This window comes from Rhizobium sp. R339, assembly GCF_002211395.1.
Lineage (GTDB): Bacteria > Pseudomonadota > Alphaproteobacteria > Rhizobiales > Rhizobiaceae > Rhizobium.
Map to the genome: position 1 here is coordinate 42,915 of NZ_LOKV01000014.1, position 23,158 is coordinate 66,072.

At 59.1% G+C, this 23,158-nt stretch carries 21 protein-coding genes and 1 pseudogene; 13 read left to right on the plus strand and 9 right to left on the minus strand.

The window, feature by feature from the left end:
* The first annotated feature begins 158 nt into the window (after window positions 1-158).
* Window positions 159-902 (plus strand): dienelactone hydrolase family protein, encoded by a 744-nt coding sequence (locus ATY76_RS18490; RefSeq protein ID WP_088676205.1) that lies wholly within the window; start codon window positions 159-161, stop codon window positions 900-902.
* Between the two features lie 99 nt (window positions 903-1,001).
* Here ATY76_RS18490 and ATY76_RS18495 read toward each other — a convergent pair whose 3' ends face one another.
* From ATY76_RS18495 to ATY76_RS18505, 3 genes are all read right to left on the minus strand, one after another.
* Window positions 1,002-1,580 (minus strand): PIN domain-containing protein, encoded by a 579-nt coding sequence (locus ATY76_RS18495; RefSeq protein ID WP_088676206.1) that lies wholly within the window; start codon window positions 1,578-1,580, stop codon window positions 1,002-1,004.
* The gene (locus ATY76_RS18500) at window positions 1,570-2,016 is read right to left on the minus strand and encodes an excisionase (protein WP_088676233.1); all 447 of its coding nucleotides are present in this window, start codon (window positions 2,014-2,016) and stop codon (window positions 1,570-1,572) included. The genes ATY76_RS18495 and ATY76_RS18500 overlap by 11 nt, the downstream gene beginning before the upstream one ends.
* A 519-nt stretch (window positions 2,017-2,535) precedes the next feature.
* A complete protein-coding gene (locus ATY76_RS18505; RefSeq protein WP_088676207.1) occupies window positions 2,536-3,726 on the minus strand; it encodes a DUF1173 domain-containing protein in 1,191 nt (396 codons plus the stop codon).
* Between the two features lie 824 nt (window positions 3,727-4,550).
* On the opposite strand from ATY76_RS18505, the gene vapB reads away from it, so the two are divergent.
* Both vapB and ATY76_RS18515 read left to right on the plus strand, forming a co-directional pair.
* Window positions 4,551-4,787, plus strand: coding sequence for a type II toxin-antitoxin system VapB family antitoxin (gene vapB / locus ATY76_RS18510; protein WP_088676208.1), 237 nt, complete (start codon window positions 4,551-4,553; stop codon window positions 4,785-4,787).
* Window positions 4,787-5,188 carry a type II toxin-antitoxin system VapC family toxin gene (locus ATY76_RS18515; RefSeq protein WP_088676209.1) on the plus strand — a complete coding sequence of 134 codons (402 nt, stop codon included), beginning with the start codon at window positions 4,787-4,789 and terminating at the stop codon, window positions 5,186-5,188. Before vapB ends, ATY76_RS18515 begins: the two co-directional genes overlap by 1 nt.
* Here ATY76_RS18515 and ATY76_RS18520 read toward each other — a convergent pair.
* Complete coding sequence (locus ATY76_RS18520; RefSeq protein ID WP_348627525.1) at window positions 5,144-5,464, minus strand: WGR domain-containing protein; 321 nt, start codon at window positions 5,462-5,464, stop codon at window positions 5,144-5,146. The two genes, ATY76_RS18515 and ATY76_RS18520, sit on opposite strands and share 45 nt — an antisense overlap.
* A gap of 548 nt (window positions 5,465-6,012) precedes the next feature.
* Between ATY76_RS18520 and ATY76_RS18530 the strand changes: the two genes are divergently transcribed.
* From ATY76_RS18530 to ATY76_RS18550, 4 genes and pseudogenes are all read left to right on the plus strand, one after another.
* Window positions 6,013-6,330: a DUF736 domain-containing protein gene (locus tag ATY76_RS18530; protein WP_190233689.1), complete on the plus strand. Its 318-nt coding sequence runs from the start codon at window positions 6,013-6,015 to the stop codon at window positions 6,328-6,330.
* A gap of 319 nt (window positions 6,331-6,649) precedes the next feature.
* Complete coding sequence (locus ATY76_RS33765) at window positions 6,650-6,817, plus strand: hypothetical protein (RefSeq protein WP_172601358.1); 168 nt, start codon at window positions 6,650-6,652, stop codon at window positions 6,815-6,817.
* Between the two features lie 325 nt (window positions 6,818-7,142).
* A pseudogene (locus tag ATY76_RS18545) lies at window positions 7,143-7,626 on the plus strand (hypothetical protein).
* Between the two features lie 157 nt (window positions 7,627-7,783).
* On the plus strand, window positions 7,784-8,059 hold the full coding sequence (locus ATY76_RS18550) for a type II toxin-antitoxin system prevent-host-death family antitoxin (protein WP_088676212.1): 276 nt from the start codon (window positions 7,784-7,786) through the stop codon (window positions 8,057-8,059).
* On the opposite strand, the gene traG is transcribed toward ATY76_RS18550, so the two are convergent.
* The 3 genes from traG to ATY76_RS18565 are packed head-to-tail and all read right to left on the minus strand — an operon-like array spanning window position 8,054 to window position 10,477.
* On the minus strand, window positions 8,054-9,973 hold the full coding sequence (gene traG / locus ATY76_RS18555) for a Ti-type conjugative transfer system protein TraG (RefSeq protein WP_088676213.1): 1,920 nt from the start codon (window positions 9,971-9,973) through the stop codon (window positions 8,054-8,056). The genes ATY76_RS18550 and traG overlap by 6 nt on opposite strands.
* On the minus strand, window positions 9,964-10,200 hold the full coding sequence (locus ATY76_RS18560; RefSeq protein ID WP_088676214.1) for a conjugal transfer protein TraD: 237 nt from the start codon (window positions 10,198-10,200) through the stop codon (window positions 9,964-9,966). Before ATY76_RS18560 ends, traG begins: the two co-directional genes overlap by 10 nt.
* Window positions 10,190-10,477 carry a TraC family protein gene (locus tag ATY76_RS18565; protein WP_088676234.1) on the minus strand — a complete coding sequence of 96 codons (288 nt, stop codon included), beginning with the start codon at window positions 10,475-10,477 and terminating at the stop codon, window positions 10,190-10,192. Before ATY76_RS18565 ends, ATY76_RS18560 begins: the two co-directional genes overlap by 11 nt.
* A 176-nt stretch (window positions 10,478-10,653) precedes the next feature.
* Here ATY76_RS18565 and traA point away from each other — a divergent pair, with 176 nt between their 5' ends.
* Together traA and ATY76_RS33770 are read left to right on the plus strand one after the other, a co-directional pair.
* Window positions 10,654-15,282 carry a Ti-type conjugative transfer relaxase TraA gene (traA, locus tag ATY76_RS18570; RefSeq protein ID WP_088676215.1) on the plus strand — a complete coding sequence of 1,543 codons (4,629 nt, stop codon included), beginning with the start codon at window positions 10,654-10,656 and terminating at the stop codon, window positions 15,280-15,282.
* 368 nt (window positions 15,283-15,650) lie between these two features.
* A complete protein-coding gene (locus ATY76_RS33770) occupies window positions 15,651-16,010 on the plus strand; it encodes a hypothetical protein (RefSeq protein ID WP_190233690.1) in 360 nt (119 codons plus the stop codon).
* Between the two features lie 9 nt (window positions 16,011-16,019).
* Here ATY76_RS33770 and ATY76_RS18580 read toward each other — a convergent pair whose 3' ends face one another.
* Window positions 16,020-17,033, minus strand: coding sequence for a class I SAM-dependent methyltransferase (locus ATY76_RS18580; RefSeq protein WP_088676217.1), 1,014 nt, complete (start codon window positions 17,031-17,033; stop codon window positions 16,020-16,022).
* A 287-nt stretch (window positions 17,034-17,320) separates the two neighbouring features.
* On the opposite strand from ATY76_RS18580, the gene ATY76_RS18590 reads away from it, so the two are divergent.
* The 4 genes from ATY76_RS18590 (at window position 17,321) to ATY76_RS18605 (ending at window position 21,780) form a co-directional block, all read left to right on the plus strand.
* Entirely contained in the window at window positions 17,321-18,172 is an 852-nt protein-coding gene (locus ATY76_RS18590; protein ID WP_245310005.1) for an AraC family transcriptional regulator, read from the plus strand.
* A gap of 100 nt (window positions 18,173-18,272) precedes the next feature.
* A complete protein-coding gene (locus ATY76_RS18595; protein WP_088676235.1) occupies window positions 18,273-19,499 on the plus strand; it encodes an MFS transporter in 1,227 nt (408 codons plus the stop codon).
* 2 nt (window positions 19,500-19,501) lie between these two features.
* On the plus strand, window positions 19,502-20,908 hold the full coding sequence (locus ATY76_RS18600; RefSeq protein WP_088676219.1) for a hypothetical protein: 1,407 nt from the start codon (window positions 19,502-19,504) through the stop codon (window positions 20,906-20,908).
* Between the two features lie 386 nt (window positions 20,909-21,294).
* A complete protein-coding gene (locus tag ATY76_RS18605; protein ID WP_088676220.1) occupies window positions 21,295-21,780 on the plus strand; it encodes a helix-turn-helix transcriptional regulator in 486 nt (161 codons plus the stop codon).
* An 80-nt stretch (window positions 21,781-21,860) separates the two neighbouring features.
* Here the strand turns inward: ATY76_RS18605 and ATY76_RS18610 are convergent, their stop codons facing one another.
* On the minus strand, window positions 21,861-23,096 hold the full coding sequence (locus ATY76_RS18610) for a CapA family protein (protein ID WP_088676221.1): 1,236 nt from the start codon (window positions 23,094-23,096) through the stop codon (window positions 21,861-21,863).
* Window positions 23,097-23,158: the final 62 nt, after the last annotated feature.

The following is a 23,158-nucleotide window of genomic DNA, read 5'->3' on the forward strand; positions in this document are numbered from 1 at the left end:
AGGTCGAGGTCTTTGAATTTCTCACGAACGAGCCGATACCGAGAAGGGAGTGGGCCGAGCATAGTCTTCCCACCGAAGATAAGCCGCTTGATTAGGGGCGGTAGGTATGGGCCGATCGCGTACTGTGTCGCGATGCCAAGGAGTGGAGTTTTAGAAGTATGCGCTTGTTTTCGTGCGTTCTCGTTCTGGCAGGCATGTTCGTCGATACTCATGCCGCATCCCGGCAGCAATTCACCGTGCCGACCGCGGCCGGCCGTGTTCTGGTCGAGAGCTTCGGGAACTGCGCAAACGCGACATGTCCGGCCGTTGTGATCCTAATTGGCAGCAAAGGCTTCGGGGCCTCTATTTATGATGAGATCGGCCACACGTTTCGGGCGGCGGGTTTGAATGCTCACTTCGTTCATGTCCTCTCCGCGGCCGACCTCGACACTGTCGCCACAGCGAGCGGAGCGCAGACGCGCATCGCCTATTATGCGCAGCGGTTGTCGGACTGGACTTCCGCCGTTCAAAGCGTGGCCGCTTATCTTGGGAGCCAGCCTCGCCACGGCGGCAAGGTTGGCATTCTCGGAATCTCCCTTGGCGCACAAATCGCCTCGGCCGCTTCGGCCGGTCGATCCGACATTGACGCCTTGGTGCTGATCGATGGTGGTTTCCCGAACGGCTATTCGCAGCCTATCCGTTCCTTGCCGCCGCTGCTTTTGATTTGGGGGAGCGCCGACCAGACGTTTCCCTTATCGGTCGGCCGGGAGCTGCGACGGACAGCGCAACGGCTCGGCGGACCTGTCACTCTGGATGTTTACGAAAACGGCGCGCATGACTTTTTCCTGAGTTCGGGAACCCGAAACGCCGACGCAGCTCGCCAGAGGGTGGCCGATTTTCTGATGTCGCATCTATCGCGATAGTTCTGGAAGTTTAGCGTAGGACTTCGCCCCTCCCGCAAACGCCCGCTTAAGGACAGGGATTGTGTCCGGAAACTCGGAGAATCCTACTGGTCTCGACCGTCAGTCCAATTGTCTGGCCCGCTCACGTAGGACCGCTGAAAACGCGCGGAGCCCCTGATGGTCCAGTGCATCAACGAATTCGTGAACCGCCGGCACCGTCTTGCGTAAATTCAACCGAGCGCGCCTGATACTGTCGATCAATGCGTTCGAAAAGGTGGAATGGAGGCCCAGGAGAAAATTGTCCGGCGATACGCAGGTCACCCCATGAGGCCGAAGGTCCGCGGCTGGGAAATCCTTGAGATTCCACGTGACGATCACGGAAGCCTTTCCGGCGATGGCTGCAGCTAAAACATGACGATCATCGGGATCCGGTAGCGAGAGGTCGGGGATGAGAATTTCGTGGTTGCCGACATCTGCATCGGGCAAAACTTCTTTCATCCGATCACGGGTCGCTTCCAGACGTGAGATTGGTATCTCGGGTGAGCCGATGGCCAGATTGCGAATCCACTCGGCGTGGATGTCGTCGGTCCAGCGAGCGTCGACGAGACCGTCGAAAGCACACTGGACCAAGACATTGCGCAAATGGAAAGGGTAGAGGACGCAGGCATCATAGACCGCGACGGGCGGCTTAGAGGCCATGATTGACGATGAGATCCTCTGTATCCTCGGCCAGCGCGTTGAGGCTTTTCTGGCGAGCGTCGAGCTTGGCCTTGAGCGCAAGAACATCCTTCAACTTGGCTCGGCGGTGCTTGCCGACATAGCGGAAGGGCAGATCGCCGCGATCCATGCGCAGCACCACGAGAGGTCGTGAGATGCCGAGGATGGTGGAAGCGTCGGTCGGGCTCAATTCCTGATCTTCTGTTAGCACGGCAACACGCTCGCCGCGCAACAGATGATCGAGGAGTGCCTCAACTGGCGCGAGAGCCGAGGCTGGGAGAGGAAGGGTTTGAAGCTGTCCACCTTCGCGACGAATCCGCAGCTCCAGGTGGTCGCCCTGTGCCAGCTTTGGCATAGGCGCGACGGCCTGGCGGTCGCGATCCGACAATTCGGTAAATTGAAGAACATGGCTGGTCATGGTGGACACCTCCTGACCATGTATATAGGGCAAGCCGCCCATAACTGCAATAAGTGAAATATCTTCCGCCTTTTATCTCCGATTTCTGGGTGCCATAGGAGCGCGCGGCGAACGAGCTCGACCCGCCAATTTGAAGCTTGGGTTACCACCAACGGCAGACGCTGCTTCCGACGTGATCGTGCAATGCAAGGCGGCCGCCTCACCAACGTCTATGCAGAAAAATAGGGCCGCTGGAAACCAGGGCCCTTTAAGGTGTGAAGGTCAATAACCTCCAGAGGGGAACAGCTGACACGATGGCACTGGGAGGAAAACCATCAACTGCATCAGCTGGAGGCAATATGCTCATATTTTGACCGCTTGGTAAAATATTTTTTGTGCAGTGCAGCTATGCAGAAATGGCAGAGAGCTCACTGAGCCAATTTGAACGGGCGAAAGCGGGCTTCATGCGGGAGAAATCGTCCGTGCGATGGCCTTCCTTTTGGGGGCGTCTACGTCGCTGACCGAGGAGGCTGGTGTGGATCATGGTAGCCGCGGCATTTCGCCGTCGGCCACACGCCAGATCCAGGGAGTCATCTCGGCTCTCGCGGCGATCATCTCATCGAGGGCAATCTCGTAGTCTTCGTCGGCTTTCGTCGGAACGATGAACATAGCGACCGGCGCCGGCTTTGCCTCCGGTAACGTCACGGCGGCAATCGGCCGGTCGCGAGAAAGATCGAACCGCAACCCCTTCACGCTTCTGCGCTTGAGGCCGGAGAGCCGCTCCAGGAGACGCTGTTCATGGACATTTTCGAACGGGATCCAGTTCTCGTTGACCACCATCATCGCCACTTCGTCGACCGAGGCGATCCCCGCGCCCGAAATACCGAACGTGGCGATGAGGATGAGATGAAACTCCTCGTTGGATCGCCAGAGTTCCAGCTCGGTTTCATAACGGACGTTCAACCGCTTCCACGCGCCCTCGTCGATCATAAAAGGGAAAGGCAGGTGACGCACTACTATCTTCTGGCCATCGCGTGCCGAGGAAAATTCCTTCACCTCCGCGACCGTCATCATCAGTTTGCGTGGACCGGGGCCAGTTGCCTGGGCGCCGGCCAATATCGCCGCGCGCCTGGCGGAGATCATATCCTTGTCCTCCTGGTGGAAAACCTCCGGGACGAACAGGATGTCGCTGAGCGGGCCGCCGCGGACGATCATCTGCCTCGCTGCGTTCAACAGGCTGCTGCGGACGCGACCCCAGCCGCGTCTTCCAGCCCATAGCGCCGTCCATTCCGTCAGTTCCCCTGTCTCCCAGAGATAGTGGAGCGTCGCCTTGAGCGACAGTTTTTTCGGATCGCTTCGCACCGTTTCCGACGGTGCCGAAGATGAGGCCGAAGCCGATCGGTTCCCTCGTTTCGACAGCGAGAAATCGAGTTTGAGCACAGCCGCGCCCGTCGCCGCGTCGATCTGGATGGCATTGCCGATCAACGGCCCGAGGCCGGATAGCTCATAGGGCGGTTCGTAGGATGGGCAGCCGGGATCGTGATCTCGTCCTGAAAGCGGCATCCGTTTGATCAGGAACTGGCCGTCCATCCGGGCGATGTACATCGGCACCGGTGCTTCCCTACACCGACAAAGTGGTCTGAGCTTCTGTTCGTAGGCGCGTTCGAGATGCAGCTGAAAGTCTGGGAAACTTTCATCGAACGTCTGGCTACCGATCAAAAACTGTCGCACATTTCCCTCGTTTGCCCGCAAAGACTGATCAAGCCGCACAGGAAGACGTAACATAGGTGCGGGGGATTATACTAGGGTAAATTCGTTAGTATAAGGGTGACTAAAATGCCCGACACGCTATAGAGAAACGCGAAAAATCCGGCGATCTGTCTTCGATGGTCCGACGGGCCATACCAAGGATCATGAGAATGAGCGCCAACGCCGCAAGCCTGATCATCGAACCCTCTGATGTTCGAGTGCCTGACGTCCGGATGACATAAAAGAGAGTGGCGCAGGCAGAATGAACCATCAGCGGGAAGGCAAGAAAATTATCTGGCTTGCCATCAACGAGCTTCACGACAGAAGGCCAAGCTGTCCAAGCGCCAATGCGCTTATGACGATCCCGGTCAGCAGCAAAGGCCTCCGGCGAAAATGCTGATCTTGCAATGTAAGCCCCGACGACGCACGCGTGCGAAGGCAAATTCCTCCCTCCCAAATCCTGAAATTTCGGCGCCGGCGATCATGATAATTAGAAGTCAGTAGAATGATGATTAGAAGTCATCAGGCCGGTAAAGTGGAGTGGTCTTTGTATATCCGGCTTTCTTAGGCCGACTGCAACTGGGCATAGCGAAAAGGGCGAGAAGCCGGAAAGGCTTGGTCCAGGCGGGTTTGCCGTCCCGGCGTCTGGTTTTTAAGCAAGTGAAGGCGACGGACACGTCTGGCGATCCAAGATGCCAGCTGCCGCGCAGCCGCGAACGGCTTGATCTCTTGAAGGGCAGTATTGTTTGGCGACATCGAATGTACTATGTACACACATATGATGTACGTGAAAGAAGGAGCATGCCGTGCACACGACCAAGGTATTCAAAAACGGCAACTCCCAAGCTGTGCGGATCCCTGCGGATTTGGCTTACAGCCAGACCGAGGTGGATCTTGAAATCGAGCGGATCGGTGACGAGCTTCGCATCCGTCCGCTAAAGCCGTCCTTGGAAGGCGTGCTTTCGCGTTTCGCGAGGTTTGACCGTTCGTTCATGGCGGAGGGACGCGGTGATCATGAGCAGGCCGAGCGGGATGCGCTTTGATGCCGCTTTATATGCTAGACACCAACATGTGCATCTACCTGACGAAGGAGCAGCCGCCGCAAGTCGCGCGCCGCTTTGCTCAATGCCGTGCCGGGGACGTTGTCATGTCAGCCGTTACATTTGCGGAGCTTGAATATGGTGTCTCTGCCTCGACGAACGTGGAAAAGGAGCGGGCAAACCTGGAATTTCTGATAGAAGCGATCCCAGTTGCGCCTTTCGACGCCAATGCGGCGCGGGCCTATGGACCTGTCAGATTTGCCACGCGCGAACGCAAAAAAGATCATCTGGACAAATTGATAGCCGCTCATGCACTCTCGATCGACGCGATCCTCGTGACCAATAATGTGCGGGACTTTTCATTCTACGACGGTTTGCCGATTGAGAACTGGTTGTTGTTGTGAGCGCGAAAGCGCGACCAAGCGACGTGCTGCGTTCTCGTGGCGATAGCCGGGGCCCAGTTTGCGACTGGCCACACGTTCCCGGGCAACCGCAGCTTGCCCGAGCGTTTCGAACAGTTCCACCTTTAGCCGACCTTCGGTTCCGATCCGGCCCCAGTTGCGCACGAGCGAGCTGCCTCCAAACAGTGTCGGCTGGATCGACAGGCGATAGAAACGCGCCATATTCCGAGAAGAATCGATCCGGTAGAGGAGCGTAATGTCGGCTTGTGCATCAATGATCGGATCATGCGCGCTCCCCGTTTAGCCGTCCAACGAGTTTCCTGAATCGGTCATCGCGGACCGATTCATATCGGTGATGCATCTTGGCACCGGATGGTTACCGTAACCGTGCTCATTGACGATCATCGCCGAGATGAGACGAGCAGGGGCGTCGGTGGAGGTTTCGCCCAAATCGGCGAGCACTGATGTCGCGCCGGGGTGCTCATACCTATGACGCCAAGGCTGCTGTTTTCGCCGTTCAACGTCGCGGATGAAACCGAGCCATGATGTCTCCCTTCCCGTCTGAGGTGCGGGCGCACCCACGCAGGCCTCGATGGATCTGGTGTGACCGAAGGGCGCCTTTCGTCTCGATCGCCATCCCGCAACGGCCGTCCGCGACTTTCTTCCCCTGCGAACTGTGTTCGCATTCCTCGCGATCCAAGAAAGCCGCTCCCACCCGTCCTCCACTTCGTTCCGGCCCGAAGGGTGCGGCGTCGATCGCCCCCGGTCCATACACCGCCATCGAGGCCGCGATGGGCGCGGCCCGAACAAACCGGAGGAACAAGATCATGGCAGTCATCGGCGAATTCACCACCAACGGCAACAACTCCATCGTCGGCAACGTCCGCACCCTCACCGTCAGCATGAAGGCCCGCCTGAATCCCATTGAGCGCGTCTCGCGCGACGCCCCGGACTTCCGCGTCACCGCCGGCAACGGCGTCGAGGTCGGCGCAGGCTGGAAGGCAATCTCCAACGACGGCGAGGAATACATCTCCGTCAAGCTGGATGACCCGAGCTTCAACGCTCCGATCACCGCAGCACTTTGGCCGGGCGAGAAGGAAGGAGAATACGCGCTCATCTGGAACCGCCCGAAGCGTGAAGTCTGATCCCAGCCCAAGGAGCTCCGCTAGCGAAGCGGGGCTCTCATTCTTCCGTATGGACAGCCGGCAACGGGCTTCGAGCCCGCTGCCGGCTTTTCCGATGCCACACGAGAGGGGAAATCTGCTCAGTCCGTCCGAGGGTGCCATGGCGAAATGAAGGCCTCAAGGACGAGCGGTTCCCCCAATTTTGCCTCCGCTCCGGTTCCCTCCGCTCCGACAAAATCGGCTCCCCCACTCGCCGGCTCCGCCGGTTGCTCCGCAATCCTTGACCCCTCCATCCGCCATGACCGCGGGCGTCGCCTTTCACAACGTCAAGGAGACGACAATGACCACTTGCATCGACGAAATCATCGAACTGCTGGGCGCCGAGCTGCGGAATGCCGATCCGGCCGAGCGTCAGCAGATCGAGAACGAGCTCGAGCTGGCGCTGGCCGAACGCGAGGTGATCTGGGCGGAGCAGGATGGCCGCATCGACGCCGAGCCTCCGTTCTGACGGAGGCTTCTTGCCGCATTCCCGAGCCTGGCCAGCCGGATCGACCGGCCGCCCAGGCTGTCAGAGATTTCATCCCTCGACACTCCCGCCGGCTCGCGCCGGAAATGGTCGCGACCCCTCCGGGCCCGCGGGTCTCTTCTCTTTCTTCCGTCCTATTTTACTCCAGCAAATCCGGCGTCAAGGACGGCGCGGTCTCCCCCAATTTTTCCGCCGCTGCGCTTCTCAGAAAAATCGGTTCCCCCGCTTGCGAGCCGCGTTCCGCGTTCCTTGACCCCTCTTTGCAACAGAGTGGCCGATCTCCGTCATCAACGAAGGAGATCACATCATGACAACCGATCAGAACCTCATGCTCTACACCAAGCTTGCCGGCTTCCGGCTCGTCGCCCTCGCAGATCGCTTCGGCTGCGACAGCGAATTCTCGCGCGCCGTCCACGATCGCCTGATTGAAGGACTGGAGTCAGCGATTGGCCGTGTGCGGATCATCATGGCGTTGGAACGGAACGTTCTCGCCGGAGACGACGAGTTCGCCGCCTATCGGCTTGAGGGTGAGACCGAGATTTTCGGGGGCTTCAGCATCAATCTGTTGGACGAGCTCGAAATCGATCTCGGTACGCATGAATACCGCATCAATGGAGGCAGCTGGATCAACGCCTTGACGGCGGATTGCTGTGGCGTCGATATCGCTTATCCGAAACTGGTTGATTTAACCGAGGCGGAACTTGGCGCACTGGCGCCGATCGATCGTAGGGGACATCACGATGGAGACTGGAATTCCGGTTCGTGCTTCCCGTGCTGTTTATGCTCCCTAGCGCAGGTCAACTTTTGGACCAAAGTCGCTCGAGGCGCGCTCTTCGCCTCGGCTTTCTATCTTGCCGGTGCGCCAAAAAACGCAGTGAATCGTCGGGTCCGATTTACACCAATGATGGAATTTCTGTATTCTGCAGCAAGATAAAATGGGAGATGGCGATGCCCCGATTTCGTGGATCCTATTCCACCAGCGACCTCTCCCGGAAATCCGGCAAGATCATCGCCGAGGCACTTCGCCATCCCGTCATAATTACCCAGCGCAAAAAGCCCCGCCTCGTCCTCCTGAATATCGAAGACTACCAGCGGCTGATGAAGCAGTCGGATCGACGCGCCGTCAGCACCATCGAAACGATGTCCGATGAACTGTTTGCCGAATTCGAAAGCGCTGTTGGGACCTATGCCGGCGACGACGAGACGCCGCATCGCTCGTCATAGCGTTGGTTTGACGAAACGGTTCGCCTTGGCGACCGCGTCCATCTCCTTGCGTCGGAAATAGATCGCGCGCCCACAGCGGATCGGACTCTGACCCTGCACGATGATAATCTGCTCGTCCTTGCGCATCGACTGGGTGATTTCATGCGGCATGATCAGCGGCCGGCGCTGGAAACTGATGCTCTCGGATTTCCGCGTGCCGCCGTTCCGGCTGTCCCAGCCGAGATTGCGTGAACTGCCTTTGACCTCGACGGTCATCTCGCCGCATTGCGCCGAGACGGTGCGGGCGGTGTCGAGCGCCTTGATCGCGGCATAGCTCGCGAAGGCGCAGCCCTCGATCCATGAGGTCGCGCCATCCTTTCCGAAATGCCGTTCCAGTTGGCCGACCGATTGGTACATCAGCATCATCGATATTCCATACTTGCGGCCGCGGTCTCGCGCTTCCTCCAGCACGCGCATGTAGCCAAGAAGATCCACCTCATCCAGCATGAAGAGCGCCCGGCGCCGGAACGCGCCGTCGGCCTGCATCATGGCATTGATCAGCGAACCGATGATGACGCGGCCGATTCCGGGATAGGAGCGCAGGATGGGTGCGGGGATGTTCAGGAAGACGTCTTTCCTGCCATTGACGATGTCGCCCGACTTGAAGGTTTTGCCGCAAACCAGGGCAGCGTAATTCTCGAGCGAGAGCCACTGCGTATCTTTCGATGCCGTAGAATAGACGCCGCTGAAGGTCTGCTCGGTCATATTGGTGAAGACGCCAAGCGTTTCGCGGATGAAGTCCGATTGCGAGTTTTCCTGGATGTCGCGCAGCATGGCAAGTACCGAGGGTTCGGGCTCGGAAACGATTTCCCGTAAGCTTCGTAGATTCCGCCGCCCGGCATATTCCGGTGACAGCATGACGTGCGCCAGCAGCCCGGTCAGGAGATTGTGCGCCTGGCTCTGGAAATAGGAGCCTGTCGAGGATTCGAAGCGCACGCTTTCCGACAGCAGCATATGCGCGATGCCGACAATATCCTCCTCCTTTTGGCTCGACCTCTCGATTCCGTCGAGCACGTTGAAGCCCATGGTTGGGTTTGTGGGATCGAGCACCATGACCTCCCGCCCGAGCACGTCGGCGCGGTGCTCTACGACCATGGGCGCGACCTCGGTGGAGGGATCGAGGCAGATCAGTGGCCCGCTATATCTAAGTGCCGTCGGCACCACATTGCTGGTGGTCTTGTATCCGCCCGATCCCGCGAAGAACAGCATATGGGTGGAATCGAAGTCCTGTCTGTAGGTGAGCAATGGCGCCTTCCCGCCCTGTCCCCATGTGTTGCGATCGTTTGCATTGAAGGGAAGCGCATGGATAATTTCCTTGTCGACCCGATAGCGCTCGCCGACGACGATTTCCCCATCCGGCGGAAACAACTTTCCTGCCGCCGCCATCGGCAGCCAATCCGCATCTCCGAATATTCCACGCCGGGCACGCCTTATTTTATCTGGGACGACGACGGAGATTCGGGCGGACACCGCCACTGCCATGAAGCCGGCGACGGCGGCGATGACTGCGACCATATCAAGATAGGACAGCGCTCGATCCCACGGAACGACCCGGGCCTGCACAGCAGGTGCAAGCCGGCCGAATTCGCGCAACGCATAGAAGGCAGCAACACCCAGAAAACACAAAAGACTTGCCATGGCGACCGGCCTTCGCCGATGCAGCGGCAAGGCCCACACGGTCAGAAGTCCGGCAAGAGGTCCGAACAGCAGAGGCGGTACGGGTGCTGCCCGCAGGAGCGAATATTCCATCTTTCCCGACCTGCCGGCGGCGAGCTCAGGCCACCGCCAGCCAACAATGTAGATTGTGATCGTGGTGACGGCGATCGGCACCAAAACCAGTAACAGGCTCGGATGCGGTTTCCCTCTCACGCCCATCTTACCTTCTCCTCGACATGCGGACCGTTTCTCAGCGAGGTAGCCTTGAAAGCCTCTTCGCCGATATCGCGCAGCTGCTGATGCTCGGCGGAGCCTGGGGCCAGCCTTGCCATTTCCATGAGACCGCCGAGCAGGAACGCCCGATCCGCCTTCGATAGCCCTGCTTTGACGACGATCCCGCCGAGCACGATCTTTTCGCGCGTGTCGCGCCTGCGCTCAGCTGTCATTTGAAACCTGCCCCTGCGCTCCAGCGCCGCTATCTGCTGGTCGACGCGCTTGAGAAGCTGTGGCAGCGGCGCTTTTCTTTTCCCCCTTCCGAAATCGCGCGGCGATTTCCTCGATGATTCGGTCGACGTCCTCGTCGGCGATCTCCATCTCAGCAAGCCCGGTTCTGGTCGCGGCCCTGGCAAACCGCTCGGCCGATTTAACGATCAACAGACGTTTGCGTTCGCGCAACTTTTCGATCTGGGCGTCGAGATCGGAAATCGATGATTTTGCAGCCACTGCCAGTTCCTCTCCGTTTTCAGGTAATCGAGATGATGCGATTATACTAACTAGAATAAGATAGTAAAATAGACTAACGTGCAACTGGAAAAACGGCATCGGCCCTTCGGTCCGATTGGTTCGAGGGCGCAATATACGTCGCTGACGCGACGTGCGTGGAAGGTCTGGAGACGTCAGTGGCGATCATGTTCGTCAGAGCGCAGGTGATCAGCAGAGGAGCGGGACGCAGTATCGTTTCGGCCGCTGCCTATCGCCACCGCGCCCAGATGATGGACGAACAGGCCGGCACCTCGTTTAGCTATCGGGGTGGGACTGGCGAGCTGATGCATGAGGAGCTGGCCCTTCCCGATGACATCCCGGATTGGCTGCGGTCGGCGATATCAGGTCAGTCCGTCAGCAAGGCCAGCGAAGTGTTTTGGAATGCCGTTGACGCCTTCGAGAGGCGGGCGGATGCGCAGCTCGCCCGTGAGCTGATCGTCGCACTGCCGGAAGAGCTGACGCGGGCGGAGAACATTGCGCTGGTACGCGAGTTCGTCAGCGACAATCTCACCTCGAAAGGAATGATCGCCGACTGGGTCTATCACGATAAGGACGGCAATCCCCACATCCACCTGATGACGACGCTCCGACCGCTAACGGAGGAAGGGTTCGGGCCGAAGAAAGTTGCCGTTTCGGGAGAGGATGGCAAGCCGCTGCGGGTGGTGACAACCGATCGGCCGAACGGCAGGATCGTCTACAAGCTCTGGGCGGGCGACAAGGAAACGATGAAAGCCTGGAAGATTTCCTGGGCGGAAGCTGCCAATCGACACCTGGCGCTTGCCGGCCATGACATCCGGCTCGACGGTCGCTCCTATGCCGAACAGGGCCTCGACGGTATCGCGCAGAAGCATCTCGGACCGGAGAAGGCGGCGCTCGCGCGAAAGGGCAGGGAGCTCCACTTCGCGCCCGCCGATCTCGCCCGGCGCCAGGAGATGGCCGACCGGCTGCTGGCGGAGCCGGAGCTTTTGCTGAAGCAGCTCGGCAATGAACGCTCCACCTTCGACGAGAGGGATATCGCCAGGGCGCTGCATCGTTATGTCGACGACCCGGTCGATTTTGCCAACATCCGCGCACGCCTCATGGCGTCGGACCAATTGGTCATTCTGAAGCCGCAGGAGATCGGGGCAGAGACGGGAAAGGTGTCGGAGCCCGCCGTGTTCACCACACGGGAGATGCTGCGTATCGAATACGACATGGCACAGTCGGCGCGGGGTTTGTCGGAGCGCCACGGTTTCGGTGTTTCCGAGCGGAATGTGAAAATGGCGATCGAACGCGTCGAGAGTGGCGATCCCAAAAATCCGTTTCGGCTCGATGCAGAGCAGGTCGATGCTGTCCGTCATGTCACCGGTGACGATGGCATTGCCGCCGTCGTCGGGCTCGCCGGCGCCGGCAAGTCGACGCTGCTTGCCGCGGCACGTATTGCCTGGGAAAGCGAGAACCGCCGGGTGATCGGCGCCGCCCTTGCCGGCAAGGCGGCGGAAGGGCTGGAAGATAGTTCCGGCATCAAATCGCGCACGATCGCCGCCTGGGAGCTCACCTGGGCCAATGGGCGCGACACGCTGCATCGCGGCGATGTGCTTGTCATCGATGAAGCGGGCATGGTGTCGTCGCAGCAGATGGCTCGCGTGCTGAAGATTGCCGAGGAGGCTGAAGTAAAGGTCGTTCTCGTCGGCGATGCGATGCAGCTGCAGCCGATCCAGGCGGGGGCAGCCTTCCGGGCGATCAGTGAACGGATCGGTTTTGCCGAGCTTGCCGGCGTGCGCCGCCAGCGTGAGGCCTGGGCGCGGGATGCCTCGCGTCTGTTTGCCCGCGGCGAAATCGACAACGGCCTCGACGCCTATGCTGGGCAAGGCCATCTGGTCGAGGCGGAGACGCGGCAGGAGATCGTCGATCGCATCGTTACCGATTGGCGCGATGCGCGCAGAGAGGCGATCAGTCGATCTGTTTCCGAGGGTAGGGATGGTAATCTTCGCGGCGACGAGCTGCTCGTGCTCGCCCACACCAACGCTGACGTCAAGCGTCTGAACGAGGCGCTGCGATCGGTGATGACGGGTGAGGGGGCGCTCGGCGAAAGCCGCAGCTTCCGGAGCGAGCGGGGCGCACGGGAATTCGCTGCTGGCGACCGCATCATTTTCCTGGAGAACGCCCGCTTCATCGAGCCGCGTGCCCAGCGGCTCGGCCCGCAATATGTCAAGAACGGTATGCTCGGCACAGTCGTCTCCACCGGCGATGCGAAAGGCGAGGTCCTGCTGTCGGTGCGTCTGGACAATGGCAGCAAGGTGGTCTTCAGCGAGGACAGCTATCGCAATGTCGATCACGGCTATGCCGCGACCATTCACAAGTCGCAGGGCGCCACCGTCGACCGCACCTTCGTGCTCGCGACCGGGATGATGGACCAGCATCTGACCTATGTCTCGATGACGAGGCATCGCGACCGCGCCGATCTTTATGCGGCGAAGGAGGATTTTGCGGCGAAGCCGGAATGGGGACGCAAGGCCCGCGTCGATCATGCCGCGGGTGTGACTGGTGAGCTTGTCGAAACCGGCGAAGCCAAATTCCGGCCTGGCGACGAGGATGCCGACGACAGCCCCTATGCCGACGTCAGGACCGACGATGGAACCGTGCATCGGCTTTGGGGCGTGAGCCTGCCGAAGGCGCTCGAGGAGGCCGACATCTCGGAAGGCAACACCGTCACGCTGCGCAAGGACGGCGTCGAGAAGGTCAAGGTCCAGGTCGCGGTCGTCAACGAAGCGACGGGCCAGAAGCACTACGAGGAGAGGGAGGTCGACCGCAATGTTTGGACGGCCAAGCGGATCGAAACAGCCGAGGCTCGCCAGGAGCGCATCGAGCGGGAAAGCCATCGCCCGGAACTCTTCAAGCAGCTCGTCGAGCGGTTGTCGCGCTCAGGCGCCAAGACGACGACGCTCGATTTTGAGAGCGAGGCAGGTTACCGCGCTCATGCTGACGATTTTGCCAGGCGCCGTGGGCTCGATCATCTCTCTTTGGCTGCGGCCGAGATGGAGGAAAGCCTGTCCCGGCGCGGGGCGTGGGTTGCCGAGAAGAGGGAGCAGGTGGCCAAGCTTTGGGAGCGGGCGAGCGTGGCGCTCGGCTTTTCGATCGAGCGGGAGCGGCGGATCGCCTACAGCGAGGAGAAGACTGAGTCCTTCTCGCAAGCGGTCCTTGCCGACGGGTGCTATCTGATCGCACCGGCCACTGCCTTCGTCAGGAGCGTTGACGAGGATGCGCGGCTGGCGCAGCTGTCATCCCCGGCCTGGAGGGAGCGGGAAGCGCTCCTGCGGCCGCTGCTCGAGACGATCTATCGCGACGCGGATGCCGCGCTTGTCGCCTTGAATGTACTGGCATCGAGTCCTGGCATTCAACCGCGCGAGCTTGCCAGAGATCTTGCCGCAGCACCGGATCGGCTTGGCCGGTTGCGTGGTTCACACGCGATTGTCGACGGACGCGCCACCCGCAACGAGCGTAGCGCGGCGATGGCAGCCCTGGAGGAACTGCGGCCGCTGGCGCGAGGCCTCGCGACCGAGTTCCGCAGGAACGCCGACCGATTCCGCGAGCGCGAGGAGAGACGTCGGACGCATATGTCGTTGTCGGTCCCGGCGCTCTCGGAGCGAGCGATGTCGCGTTTACGGGAAATCGAAGCGGTGCGCATCCAGGGCGGTGACGACGCCTACAGGACGGCCTTTGCGCTTGCCGCCGAGGATCGCTCGATCGTGCAAGAGATCAAAGCGGTCAGCGAGGCTCTGACCGCCCGCTTCGGCTGGAGCGCCTTCACTGCGAAGGCGGAAGCCGTTGCCGAACGCAATATAACCGAGCGCATGCCAGAAGATCTTTCGGCAGGCCGGCGCGAGGAACTGACCCGGCTGTTTGAAGCCGTGCGCCGCTTCGCCGGGGAGCAGCACCTCGCCGAGCGGCAGGACCGTTCGAAAGTCGTCGCCGGCGCGAATGCTGATTTGAGCAAAGAGTCAGGGAAGGAGAATGTCATGCCGCCCATATTTGCCGCCGTTACCGAGTTCAAGGTTCCGGTCGAAGAAGAGGCGCGATCTCGTGCCCTTGCTTCGCCTCTCTATCGCCAGCGGCGCGCTGCGCTGGCCGAGGTGGCACGGGTGATATGGCGCGATCCGGCCGGCGCCGTTGACAAGATCGAGGAACTGTTCGGGAAAGGTTCTGCCGCTGATCGCATTGCCGCCGCGGTGACCAATGACCCGGCCGCCTACGGAGCCTTGCGCGGTTCCGACCGTCTCATGGACCGGATGCTTGCCTCCGGCCGGGAGCGGAAAGAGGCAGTGGGGGCCGTGCCGGAAGCAGCAAGGCGTCTGCGCATGCTTGGTGCGGCCCATCTCAATGCGCTCGATGCCGAGCGCCATGCCATCACGGAAGAGCGTCGGCGTATGGCGGTTGCCATTCCTGCGCTGTCGAAGGCTGCGGAAGAGGCGCTGACGCGCCTGACCGGCGAAACGAAGAAGGACAGCAAGAGGCTCGGCGTTTCCGCCGCTTCCCTCGATCCCAACATCCGCCGGGAATTTGTCGCTGTCAGCCGGGCGCTAGACGACCGTTTTGGCCGCAACGCCATCGTGCGCGGCTATAAGGACCTCGCCAACATGGTGTCGCCTGTGCAGCGCCGAGCTTTCGAGGCGATGCAGGAACGGTTCAAAGTTCTGCAGCAGACTGTCCGCCTGCAGAGTAGCGAGCAGATCACAGTTGAACGGCATCAACGGGCTGCTGACCGCGCTCGCGGCATCAACCTCTGAGGCTCGAAGAATCGGGGCATGAAATGGTTGGTCGATTGGAAAAGCACGGTGAGCGGATTTGACCGAGATCGATCTTCCTTTGGGTGGCGAAGCGGACGAAGCTATTGTCCGTCCGCTCCTCAGCGGTCATTGTAGAGGCGATTGCAGGCTTCACCAGATCGCGTGCTGTCTGCGTGACGCCACTCTATGGTCCCCTCGGACACCGACGTGGCCAGAAACAAGCCTGCCTCCAACAGCGCGCGGATGCCACAGAATGTGACGAGGTCTCGCGCTGACACTCTTAAAATCAAGCTTTCACTGGTCGGCGCTATGATCGCGCCTCCACCTTCGAAAGTTAAAAGCCTGTCAGGTCCCATAACGACGAGGGATTGGCAGAAGTCCTCGATTCGCGTGCAGATTTTGTCGGCAGCGTGCTGCGTGCGCGAGATAGCGACAAACGCTTCGGCGACGTGGACGCACTTTGGAACATCTCCCTCACCCGCCATCGTTGGCGCTCGTGGCAGGATCAGACGCGGATTGCCCGGCGTGCCAAGGTCAACGAAGGGACGGACTTCGCCAATCGGTTTCTTCATGCTGTTCTTGCCTGCTTCAAGAAAAAAGCTTGTCGAGATGGCGAAGCGATGGACGCTGCTCAACGTGATGGAACGCATTCTGCAGATGCAAAGGTTGTTGCAGTTGATGCTCGTGAGAGGATGGGGCAGTTGCGCTCATGCGACGGTCAAGACTGAGTGAGATCGCTAAAGAGTCCACGATTGCCCCGATAGCCGCCTTGCTTCGGATTCTGGGTAAAGGCGGTAAGGAAGGTCCGCATAGACATATTCTGCCGGAATCGCGGGTGGGGACAGCTTCGATACGAACAGGTCGAGATTCTCCTGACTGTTGCTGGAGAGTAGCGTGTAGAAATTGCCGCTGTTCCAGGTGACGAATGAGTGTACGAAGAACCGGCGTAGTGCTTCGCCCATCTTCGAAAGGGTGACTTCGTTTCGATCCATTCGTGTCAGCACCGTCTCTTCCTTCGCGCGAATGTCTGACGCGCTGAAGAAGCGGGCTTTGAAGCTATGGTCCTTCTGGCGTTCCCGTCGCCGATATTCCTCGTCGTCTTCATGCCTGAACTTCTCCACGAAGATGAAGAGCCCGTTGGTCTTAAGATGCTGCGAGACGAAACGGATCTGATCGAAGCGATTTGGTGAATACATCTGGAAAGTCGTGTCCTCGAGGATGATATCGAAACCGCCGCCAAACTTTCGAAGCTCCACGTCTTCTTGGATCCTTTGCGATGTCAGATGATGAAATGGTCCGTGGAAAAACATGGCGTGAGGAGGAACGCCATAGGCATAGAAGCTTCTGAGGTTCTCGACGTTGGGGCTGCAGGACAGTGTCTCTATCCTGCCATTGCCAAGTTCCCCGATCACACGGGCCATCGTCCCCTCGGCCGTGCCTAGAGTGTAGAGCTTCAACTGCCCCTTTCTGGCGCGCGCATATTTGAGGATCGCGCTGCCCATCCGGCACTCTTCTTCGAACCGGTAGGGTATGCTGCTCAAGTAGTGCTTGTCGAACGGACCTTGGCGCAGCGGATGAAGGGCTGAAAAGCGCCTGAACGTCATGTCTACTGGGAATAGGCGGCGATCGAGCTCAGGCGATCGAACAGGCATTCCAGCCTCTCCGGACGCCGTTGTCGAAAAGAATTCTGAAAGCTCGTTAAGACGAGGTGCGCGGTCGCACTCCTCGATGAAGTCGGCAAATTCACGCATGCGAAAGCCTGCCTTTCTCTCGCACCTCGCGTTCTCCGGGTTTCAGGGAGGAAATCGCGCATCCCGAAAAGATTGCGCCCTCAGCGATGATGCTCCCCGAAAATGATCGCCATCATCATGTTTTCGCATCCACGTTTTTGATCGGGTTTCACGAAATTGACATGAAATTCGACCTGAGGTTAAAGCCAGGTTTTTTAGCAACTTCGGGTGAAGTAGGCTCGCTGCCTGCGGTCTTTTGAGGAGCAGCTACTCGAGTGGGGATCCTTCCAATAATTCAGCCCGAACGGATGAAGAAGTCACAAGGGGAAACCATCCTTCACCAACAGGGCCTCTGGAGCCATGCCCGCGCCGATATCGTTCGTCGGCGCGGTCTGGGGCGACAGGTTATCGACGTTGTCGCGGAAGATCACCTGATCTTCCTCAACATAAGGGGTACTGCGGCTTCCGGCGAAAACTTCCTGGACGGACGAAGGGTCGAGTTCAGTCCGCGGCCGGACGGCTCGCTCGTTTATATTCCCCCCGGTTGCCATTGGACCGGTTGGGACGAAGGGGATGCTGAGGGTTGTTATCTTATGATAACCATGACGCAGGACTTCTTTTCCAACCTCACGACCAAGCTGCCGCGCGCCGGCACCTTACGTCCCGAGCTTGGATTTAGAGATCTGCCGATCCAATGCTTGGCGCGCCAGATTGCCGGAGAACTTTCACACGACGATTCCATGAGGAGTCTGATCGTTGAAGGGCATCTTGCGGCTATCTTCGGACTTCTGCAGCGCCGCTGCGGTACATCTGGCAGAGTGTCTCGAGGAGGATTGGCGCCTGCGGTTCTCAAGCGGGTGATAGGGCGAATTGAAGCTCATATCGATCGGCCTCCGAGCGTGCGCGCTCTGGCCGAAGAGGCGGGATTGACCTACGAGCATTTTTCCCGCGCTTTCAAGCAGTCGCAAGGCTCGACGCCCTATGGGTTCTATAACCAGCGCCGTCTTGAACGTGCGACCGACCTTCTCCGCACGACGGGGATGAGCGTGACCGAGATCGCGATTGCTTGCGGCTACGCCAGCGGGAGCCACCTCTCGACCAGATTTCGCCGGGAGACGGGATTTTCGCCCGCCGAGTATCGGGCCCTCTGGAAGGAATAGTCTGGCTCTCAATGAGAAATAATATCAAATTCATGAAAGCCGCCAGCTTTTCAGAGGAATAGCATGCCTCCTCTAAACTATCAGTAGGAGTGTGGATGAAGTGGGCGCATCGGTCAGCAGCGGCATTGGGCGGTATGGCCTTCGCGGCATCTATCTTTCCTGTGTTCTGGCGTCGGCTACAGGCCGCAATGTCTACTTTGTGACGGCAGCATGGATTGCGACAGATGTCAGCAAGAGCGCAAGCGCTCTTGCCATTCTTCTGGCGCTCGGCAGTGCCGCCGAGTTGCTCACCAGCAATGCTGGCGGCGTACTCGTTGATCGGTTTGACCGTCGACTCGTCTGTATCGCTTGCGATTTATCCAGGCTGATCCTCATATTTTCAACGGGCATCGCCTTTTCGTTCGGTGACCCACTTGGTGTTCTTTGCCTGTCGTGGACCATCTTCGCGTTCATCGACAGGACCTATTCGACTGCGCTGCAGGCCATCATTCCAGACATTGTGTGTCGTAAGACCCTCACTTCATTCAACTCGGCATCTTTTATTGCCATGCAGGTAGGAAATCTCATCGCCGCCGTCGTCACCGGATACAGCTTAACCGCCATCGGGATGGATCTGACATCGATCCTGCCTGGCGCGTTTTTCGGCCTATCACTGTTGGGATTGCTGGCACTGCTCGCCCGACGGCCGCTTTCTCGTTCTCGACGGGATTTGCAGGAAAACAGCATTCGTCGGCTGGATCTTTTGCCGACGACCTTTGTCGTTCACCCACTGAAGGCCATCGCCGTCGTGTACGCGCTGACCTATGCGATGGGCATGCTTGTGAGTGTATTGGGCGCCGCATATGTCACCCGTGAACTCAAGGGGTCGGCGCTAGAGTTCGGTTATCTTGAGGCAGGTTGGGCCCTGGGTTCGATCGCGGGCTGTTCGATCCTTCTTCTTAGAAGGGCGCGTCCGCGACGACAAAGCATTCTCTTTCAGTCGGCGCTCGCTGGCATCGTTCTGCTGGGCTTTCCTGTTTTCCAGAACTTTTTGTCCTCGCTCGTCCGAATGCTGTTGCTTGGCTTCTGCTACAACGTCACCCGGATTCTGATCGATGTACGGGTTCAATCGACTGTTTCGATCGACATGTTGGGGCGGGCGCGAAGCCAGATCCACACGATCTGTGTTTCGATAGGGCTTCTTGCTTATGGCATCATCGCGACCATCGGAGACACAATTCCACCTTCGGGGATTTTCGGCCTCTTCGGGGCGCTGATGGTGGCCGTCGCGCTCTTCTTTCATTTCAATATGGATCGGGGAACGCCGGTGGAAAGGCGGTTCGTCTGAGGATGGAAACGTCGCCCAATACCGAATTGGTATCAAAAGGTGAGGTGTTGGCCCTCATTTTTGAATTATTCCCTTGGTTGCGTCAGTTTCAGCAGGGATCGCTGAACGACTATGCAAAGGCGGCGTTCACGGTGGGATCGGAGCCATCGGGTTGCGTCGCGCGCAGCCAGGCAATGTCTTTATTGCGCTCACACGTGGGGGCCGTCGCGCAACGTCAGGGTTATTCAGCAGAAGCCGTGTCGAGCTTTCAAACCGAAATTGAATCCGCTCCGGTGCTGCAGAGTGGCCCCCATCTCCACTTGTTGATCGAGCCGGACGCGTTTTACACCCATCTGTTCTCCCTGATGGGACTTCGCGCGCATGCCAGGACATCCTATATCTCCTACGCTTGCTCAACAGTGAAGTTTGTGGAGCGCGGTCGCAAGGGTCCGGCCTGGCTCCACGTCGATGGTGATGCAGTCAACGTCTTCGGACTGTCGCGCAGCAAGATGATCCCCTACAGCATCCTTGGCAGAAACGGCCGCTACAGGTTCCATCTTCAAAATGTGGACAGGCCCGGTCGTGACTCGGAGGCAATTTCGAGCTTGCGCGACCTTTTGCCTCGTGGCGAGTTCCAGTCGGCGGCCGAGGCGATCAAAGCGGCAAATGTTTGCCTCTGGGAGCGGCATTTTGGCAGCCAAGTCGACTTTCTTCAGCTTGATGATAGTGACGTTGCCGATCTGGTCGCGGACCACCTTTCCGATGGCCGGTCCTGGCTGCGAGGCTCGCTGATCGAGGACCGAGCATTCGCGATGCGCCTCATCCAATGCGTCGATCAACTCGCTGACACAGCTTGGCGAGGTTGGCTGAAAAACTCGACTCATTTTTTCTGGGGCTGCACTGAAGGACGCCTTTTTCCGCTTTGGCTGGATGGTGGGGTCCTCCAGTCGAAAGGGACCGAAGATGTCTGTGTTGAATTCTCGCCGGCAAGTCTCGTGGAGGCCTTGAAAACTGGCAGGATCGTGCCGAACCTTTTGCTGATGTTCATCGTAACTTCGATCCTGCCTGGCGTGCGTGTTCTTGGTGGAAGCCGGCATACGATCTATTATCCATTGATGCGTTGGGCATTCTGCGAGGCATTGAGAAGCAGCCATCGTGACGCACCGCTTCTCGAAGCATTGTCGAACGACGAACGGCCAGGAGTTTGGGGCCATCGGATCATCTCCTGGCCTTGCGAGCCGCTTTCGCTGCTGAATGCGGCTGGCCGTGGGGGGGGTGCAACGCTTCTCGAGCGGTTCGGCGAGATGAACATTATCGACGCTTGCGGGCCGTTTTCCAGCTTCACCCAGGACCCGTTGTGGGCGGAGCTCACCGCGGCATATTCCTCTGGCAGAGTGGGCAGACACTCCTCGCAATGGGCGTTCCGCTGATCACACCTCCTTCAGTCTTCTACATCACTTTACCGCTCGACGCGTGTGATCTCGTGCTTTTTGAGACAAGTGTCCGCGCGTGAAGCGAAGCTATTGAATCTTGTGAAGAATTCGGTTGCGCGGCGGGCGGATTTCCACTATTTTTGGTAGCGAGGCAGTACGCGCTGCCTTGGGGATTAGAACCCCCTACGAGCGGTTGGTGCCGGCCGATTCGGCACCGCACTCCTTGACCTTCGGTCGAGGAGCCTGTGGCGTATGTCCAGGTTCCTCGGAACTAAAGGCCACAGGGCCGTCTCGTACGGTGTTCTAACTCCCCGATCAGTGGGTTGAGCGAGTTATTCCGCGGGGGCGCACCGCGTGAAACTCTCCACACGGGGGTGTCCGCCATGAAGCGCTATTCAGCAGCCCAGGTCCGGACTTCGAGGCCTGCGCGAACCGAACAGTCGAATATTGCAGGCGAGTCGGTGCATCCAGTCGATCGGCATGTCGGACAGCAGATCCGTATGCGCCGAATGCAGTCGAATGTGTCGCTAGGGGATCTCGGCGCCGGCATTGGGGTCAGCTTGCAGCAGGTGCAAAAATATGAAAGCGGCAAGAACCGCGTCAGCGCTTCGATGCTCTACGAGCTTGCCAATTGCCTCAAGATCCCTGTTTCGAGGTTTTTCGAGGGTCTTCCAGATCCCGAAACCACTGAGGAGCAGCAATTCACAACAGAGATCGATGAGAAGATTGCCTACATTTCCACCGCGCAGGGACGGCGTCTGATAGAAGAGGTTTTGCTCCTCTCCCCACGAGTGCGCAGTCGCGTCGTTGCCCTCGTCAGCTCGCTTGTCGACGAAGAGATGGAACAACAGACGAACGCGTCCGGGTAGCAAGACAACAAGAGCGGCGGCCGCAGGATTGGCCAGCCGTTCGCAGAATTTTCGCCGCGTGCTGCAGGTCTATTCCTTATCTACAATGCGATCTGGCCGACGTTCTTCTCTCGTTCGAGCACAGTGCCAAAACCGGCACTGCGGTCGGCAAGATCGTCGAGGATGTCTGCCGCCGTTCTACCATCGGCAAGCACAGGGAAGGGGAGGCGATCGCGGGCAGGATTCGATAAGGCCTCAGTTCCACCGATCACTATGGGACGTAATCGTACCTGTTCCAGCCGTCCGCTAGATCCAAAGTTGCAGGTCGCGATGACGCTCCTCCACACTTCCGGCGGGCTCCATTCCTGTTCTTCTTTTTCCGTATGGAAGAGGAAGTTGCCAAGGCCGTAGAAAATCGGCGTACTCCGATATATCTCAATCGCTTGAAGGACGGGTGCGCCATGGCTGACGAAGAGGCCTGCGCCGGCGTTCACGCAATCATGCGCAAATTCCCGGACCCAGGCGGGGACTTGCTGCCAGCTCGGCTCCCAATGGTGATGATGCACGTACACGATGACGAATGCGTCGCGGCCTGCTTCTTCCGCGATCGCCGAAAGATGAGCCCGGGCGCTGTGCCGGTCCACCGCGATGCGGCGAACGGTCTCATCTGATCTGCGAAACACGGTTCCATAGAAATCGATTTCGTCTTGGCCGTTAAGATTCGGCGGATCCTCCGGCTGAGCATAATTGGCGCGCTCCAAAGGCGAACTTTGAAGATGCTCCTGAATGGAGCGAAGCAGGTTGAATGTTCCCGCTTCCAAGTCGAATACCCTGGAGACCTTCAGTCTATTGATGCCGGGCCTTGCTATCCTGCCCTGACTTGCGTCTTCGGCGTACATGAAAGACGGGCCCGGCCCGGCATCCATGGCAATGAGGGCAACACTCTTGGATCCGAACGTCATCTTCTGTGCCGTGGAAGCATGATGCTTGTTGTGGCCGATGCCGGCATGCAGGAAAGTGTGCGCCGCGGCCTCCTCCAGCGTCGACAGGATCCCCTGCGGTCCAAGATCGAAAGCGTGGTTGTTTGCGAGGGCCAGGCTGTTAAAGCCAAGCTCCCTCAATGCAGGCAAAACCTCCGGCGCGGCGGCGCCGAAATAGCTGCCTTTGAGCGGCCATCCACCATGACGACCATAGATGGTCGTCTCGAGATTGGTGAAGGCGACATCGCTTGCTTTGAGGATCTCCGCGATTTCAGCGAGCCGTGGATCGCTGATCGCTCGAAGATCATGACGAATGAGCGACTGGCCGGTGACAGCAATGGAAAAGGGTGCGGACATATGGTCTGCCTTCGATTTTGGGACGGCCGATTGCTCACGCGCTGTGGCTTCGGGGGAAATGC

Excerpts from the sequence above, each read along its gene's own strand:
- ATY76_RS18530 (WP_190233689.1), top strand. The coding sequence starts at position 6,013 with ATGGCAGTCATCGGCGAATTCACCACCAACGGCAACAACTCCATCGTC.
- ATY76_RS18610 (WP_088676221.1), bottom strand. The coding sequence starts at position 23,096 with ATGTCCGCACCCTTTTCCATTGCTGTCACCGGCCAGTCGCTCATTCGT.
- ATY76_RS18515 (WP_088676209.1), top strand. The coding sequence starts at position 4,787 with ATGCCGCTTTATATGCTAGACACCAACATGTGCATCTACCTGACGAAG.
- ATY76_RS18590 (WP_245310005.1), top strand. The coding sequence starts at position 17,321 with ATGAAGAAGTCACAAGGGGAAACCATCCTTCACCAACAGGGCCTCTGG.
- ATY76_RS18500 (WP_088676233.1), bottom strand. The coding sequence starts at position 2,016 with ATGACCAGCCATGTTCTTCAATTTACCGAATTGTCGGATCGCGACCGC.
- traG (WP_088676213.1), bottom strand. The coding sequence starts at position 9,973 with ATGGGCGTGAGAGGGAAACCGCATCCGAGCCTGTTACTGGTTTTGGTG.
- ATY76_RS18550 (WP_088676212.1), top strand. The coding sequence starts at position 7,784 with ATGCCCCGATTTCGTGGATCCTATTCCACCAGCGACCTCTCCCGGAAA.
- ATY76_RS18600 (WP_088676219.1), top strand. The coding sequence starts at position 19,502 with ATGGAAACGTCGCCCAATACCGAATTGGTATCAAAAGGTGAGGTGTTG.
- ATY76_RS18605 (WP_088676220.1), top strand. The coding sequence starts at position 21,295 with ATGAAGCGCTATTCAGCAGCCCAGGTCCGGACTTCGAGGCCTGCGCGA.
- ATY76_RS18490 (WP_088676205.1), top strand. The coding sequence starts at position 159 with ATGCGCTTGTTTTCGTGCGTTCTCGTTCTGGCAGGCATGTTCGTCGAT.
- ATY76_RS18580 (WP_088676217.1), bottom strand. The coding sequence starts at position 17,033 with ATGCGTGAATTTGCCGACTTCATCGAGGAGTGCGACCGCGCACCTCGT.
- ATY76_RS18495 (WP_088676206.1), bottom strand. The coding sequence starts at position 1,580 with ATGGCCTCTAAGCCGCCCGTCGCGGTCTATGATGCCTGCGTCCTCTAC.
- ATY76_RS18560 (WP_088676214.1), bottom strand. The coding sequence starts at position 10,200 with ATGACAGCTGAGCGCAGGCGCGACACGCGCGAAAAGATCGTGCTCGGC.
- ATY76_RS33765 (WP_172601358.1), top strand. The coding sequence starts at position 6,650 with ATGACCACTTGCATCGACGAAATCATCGAACTGCTGGGCGCCGAGCTG.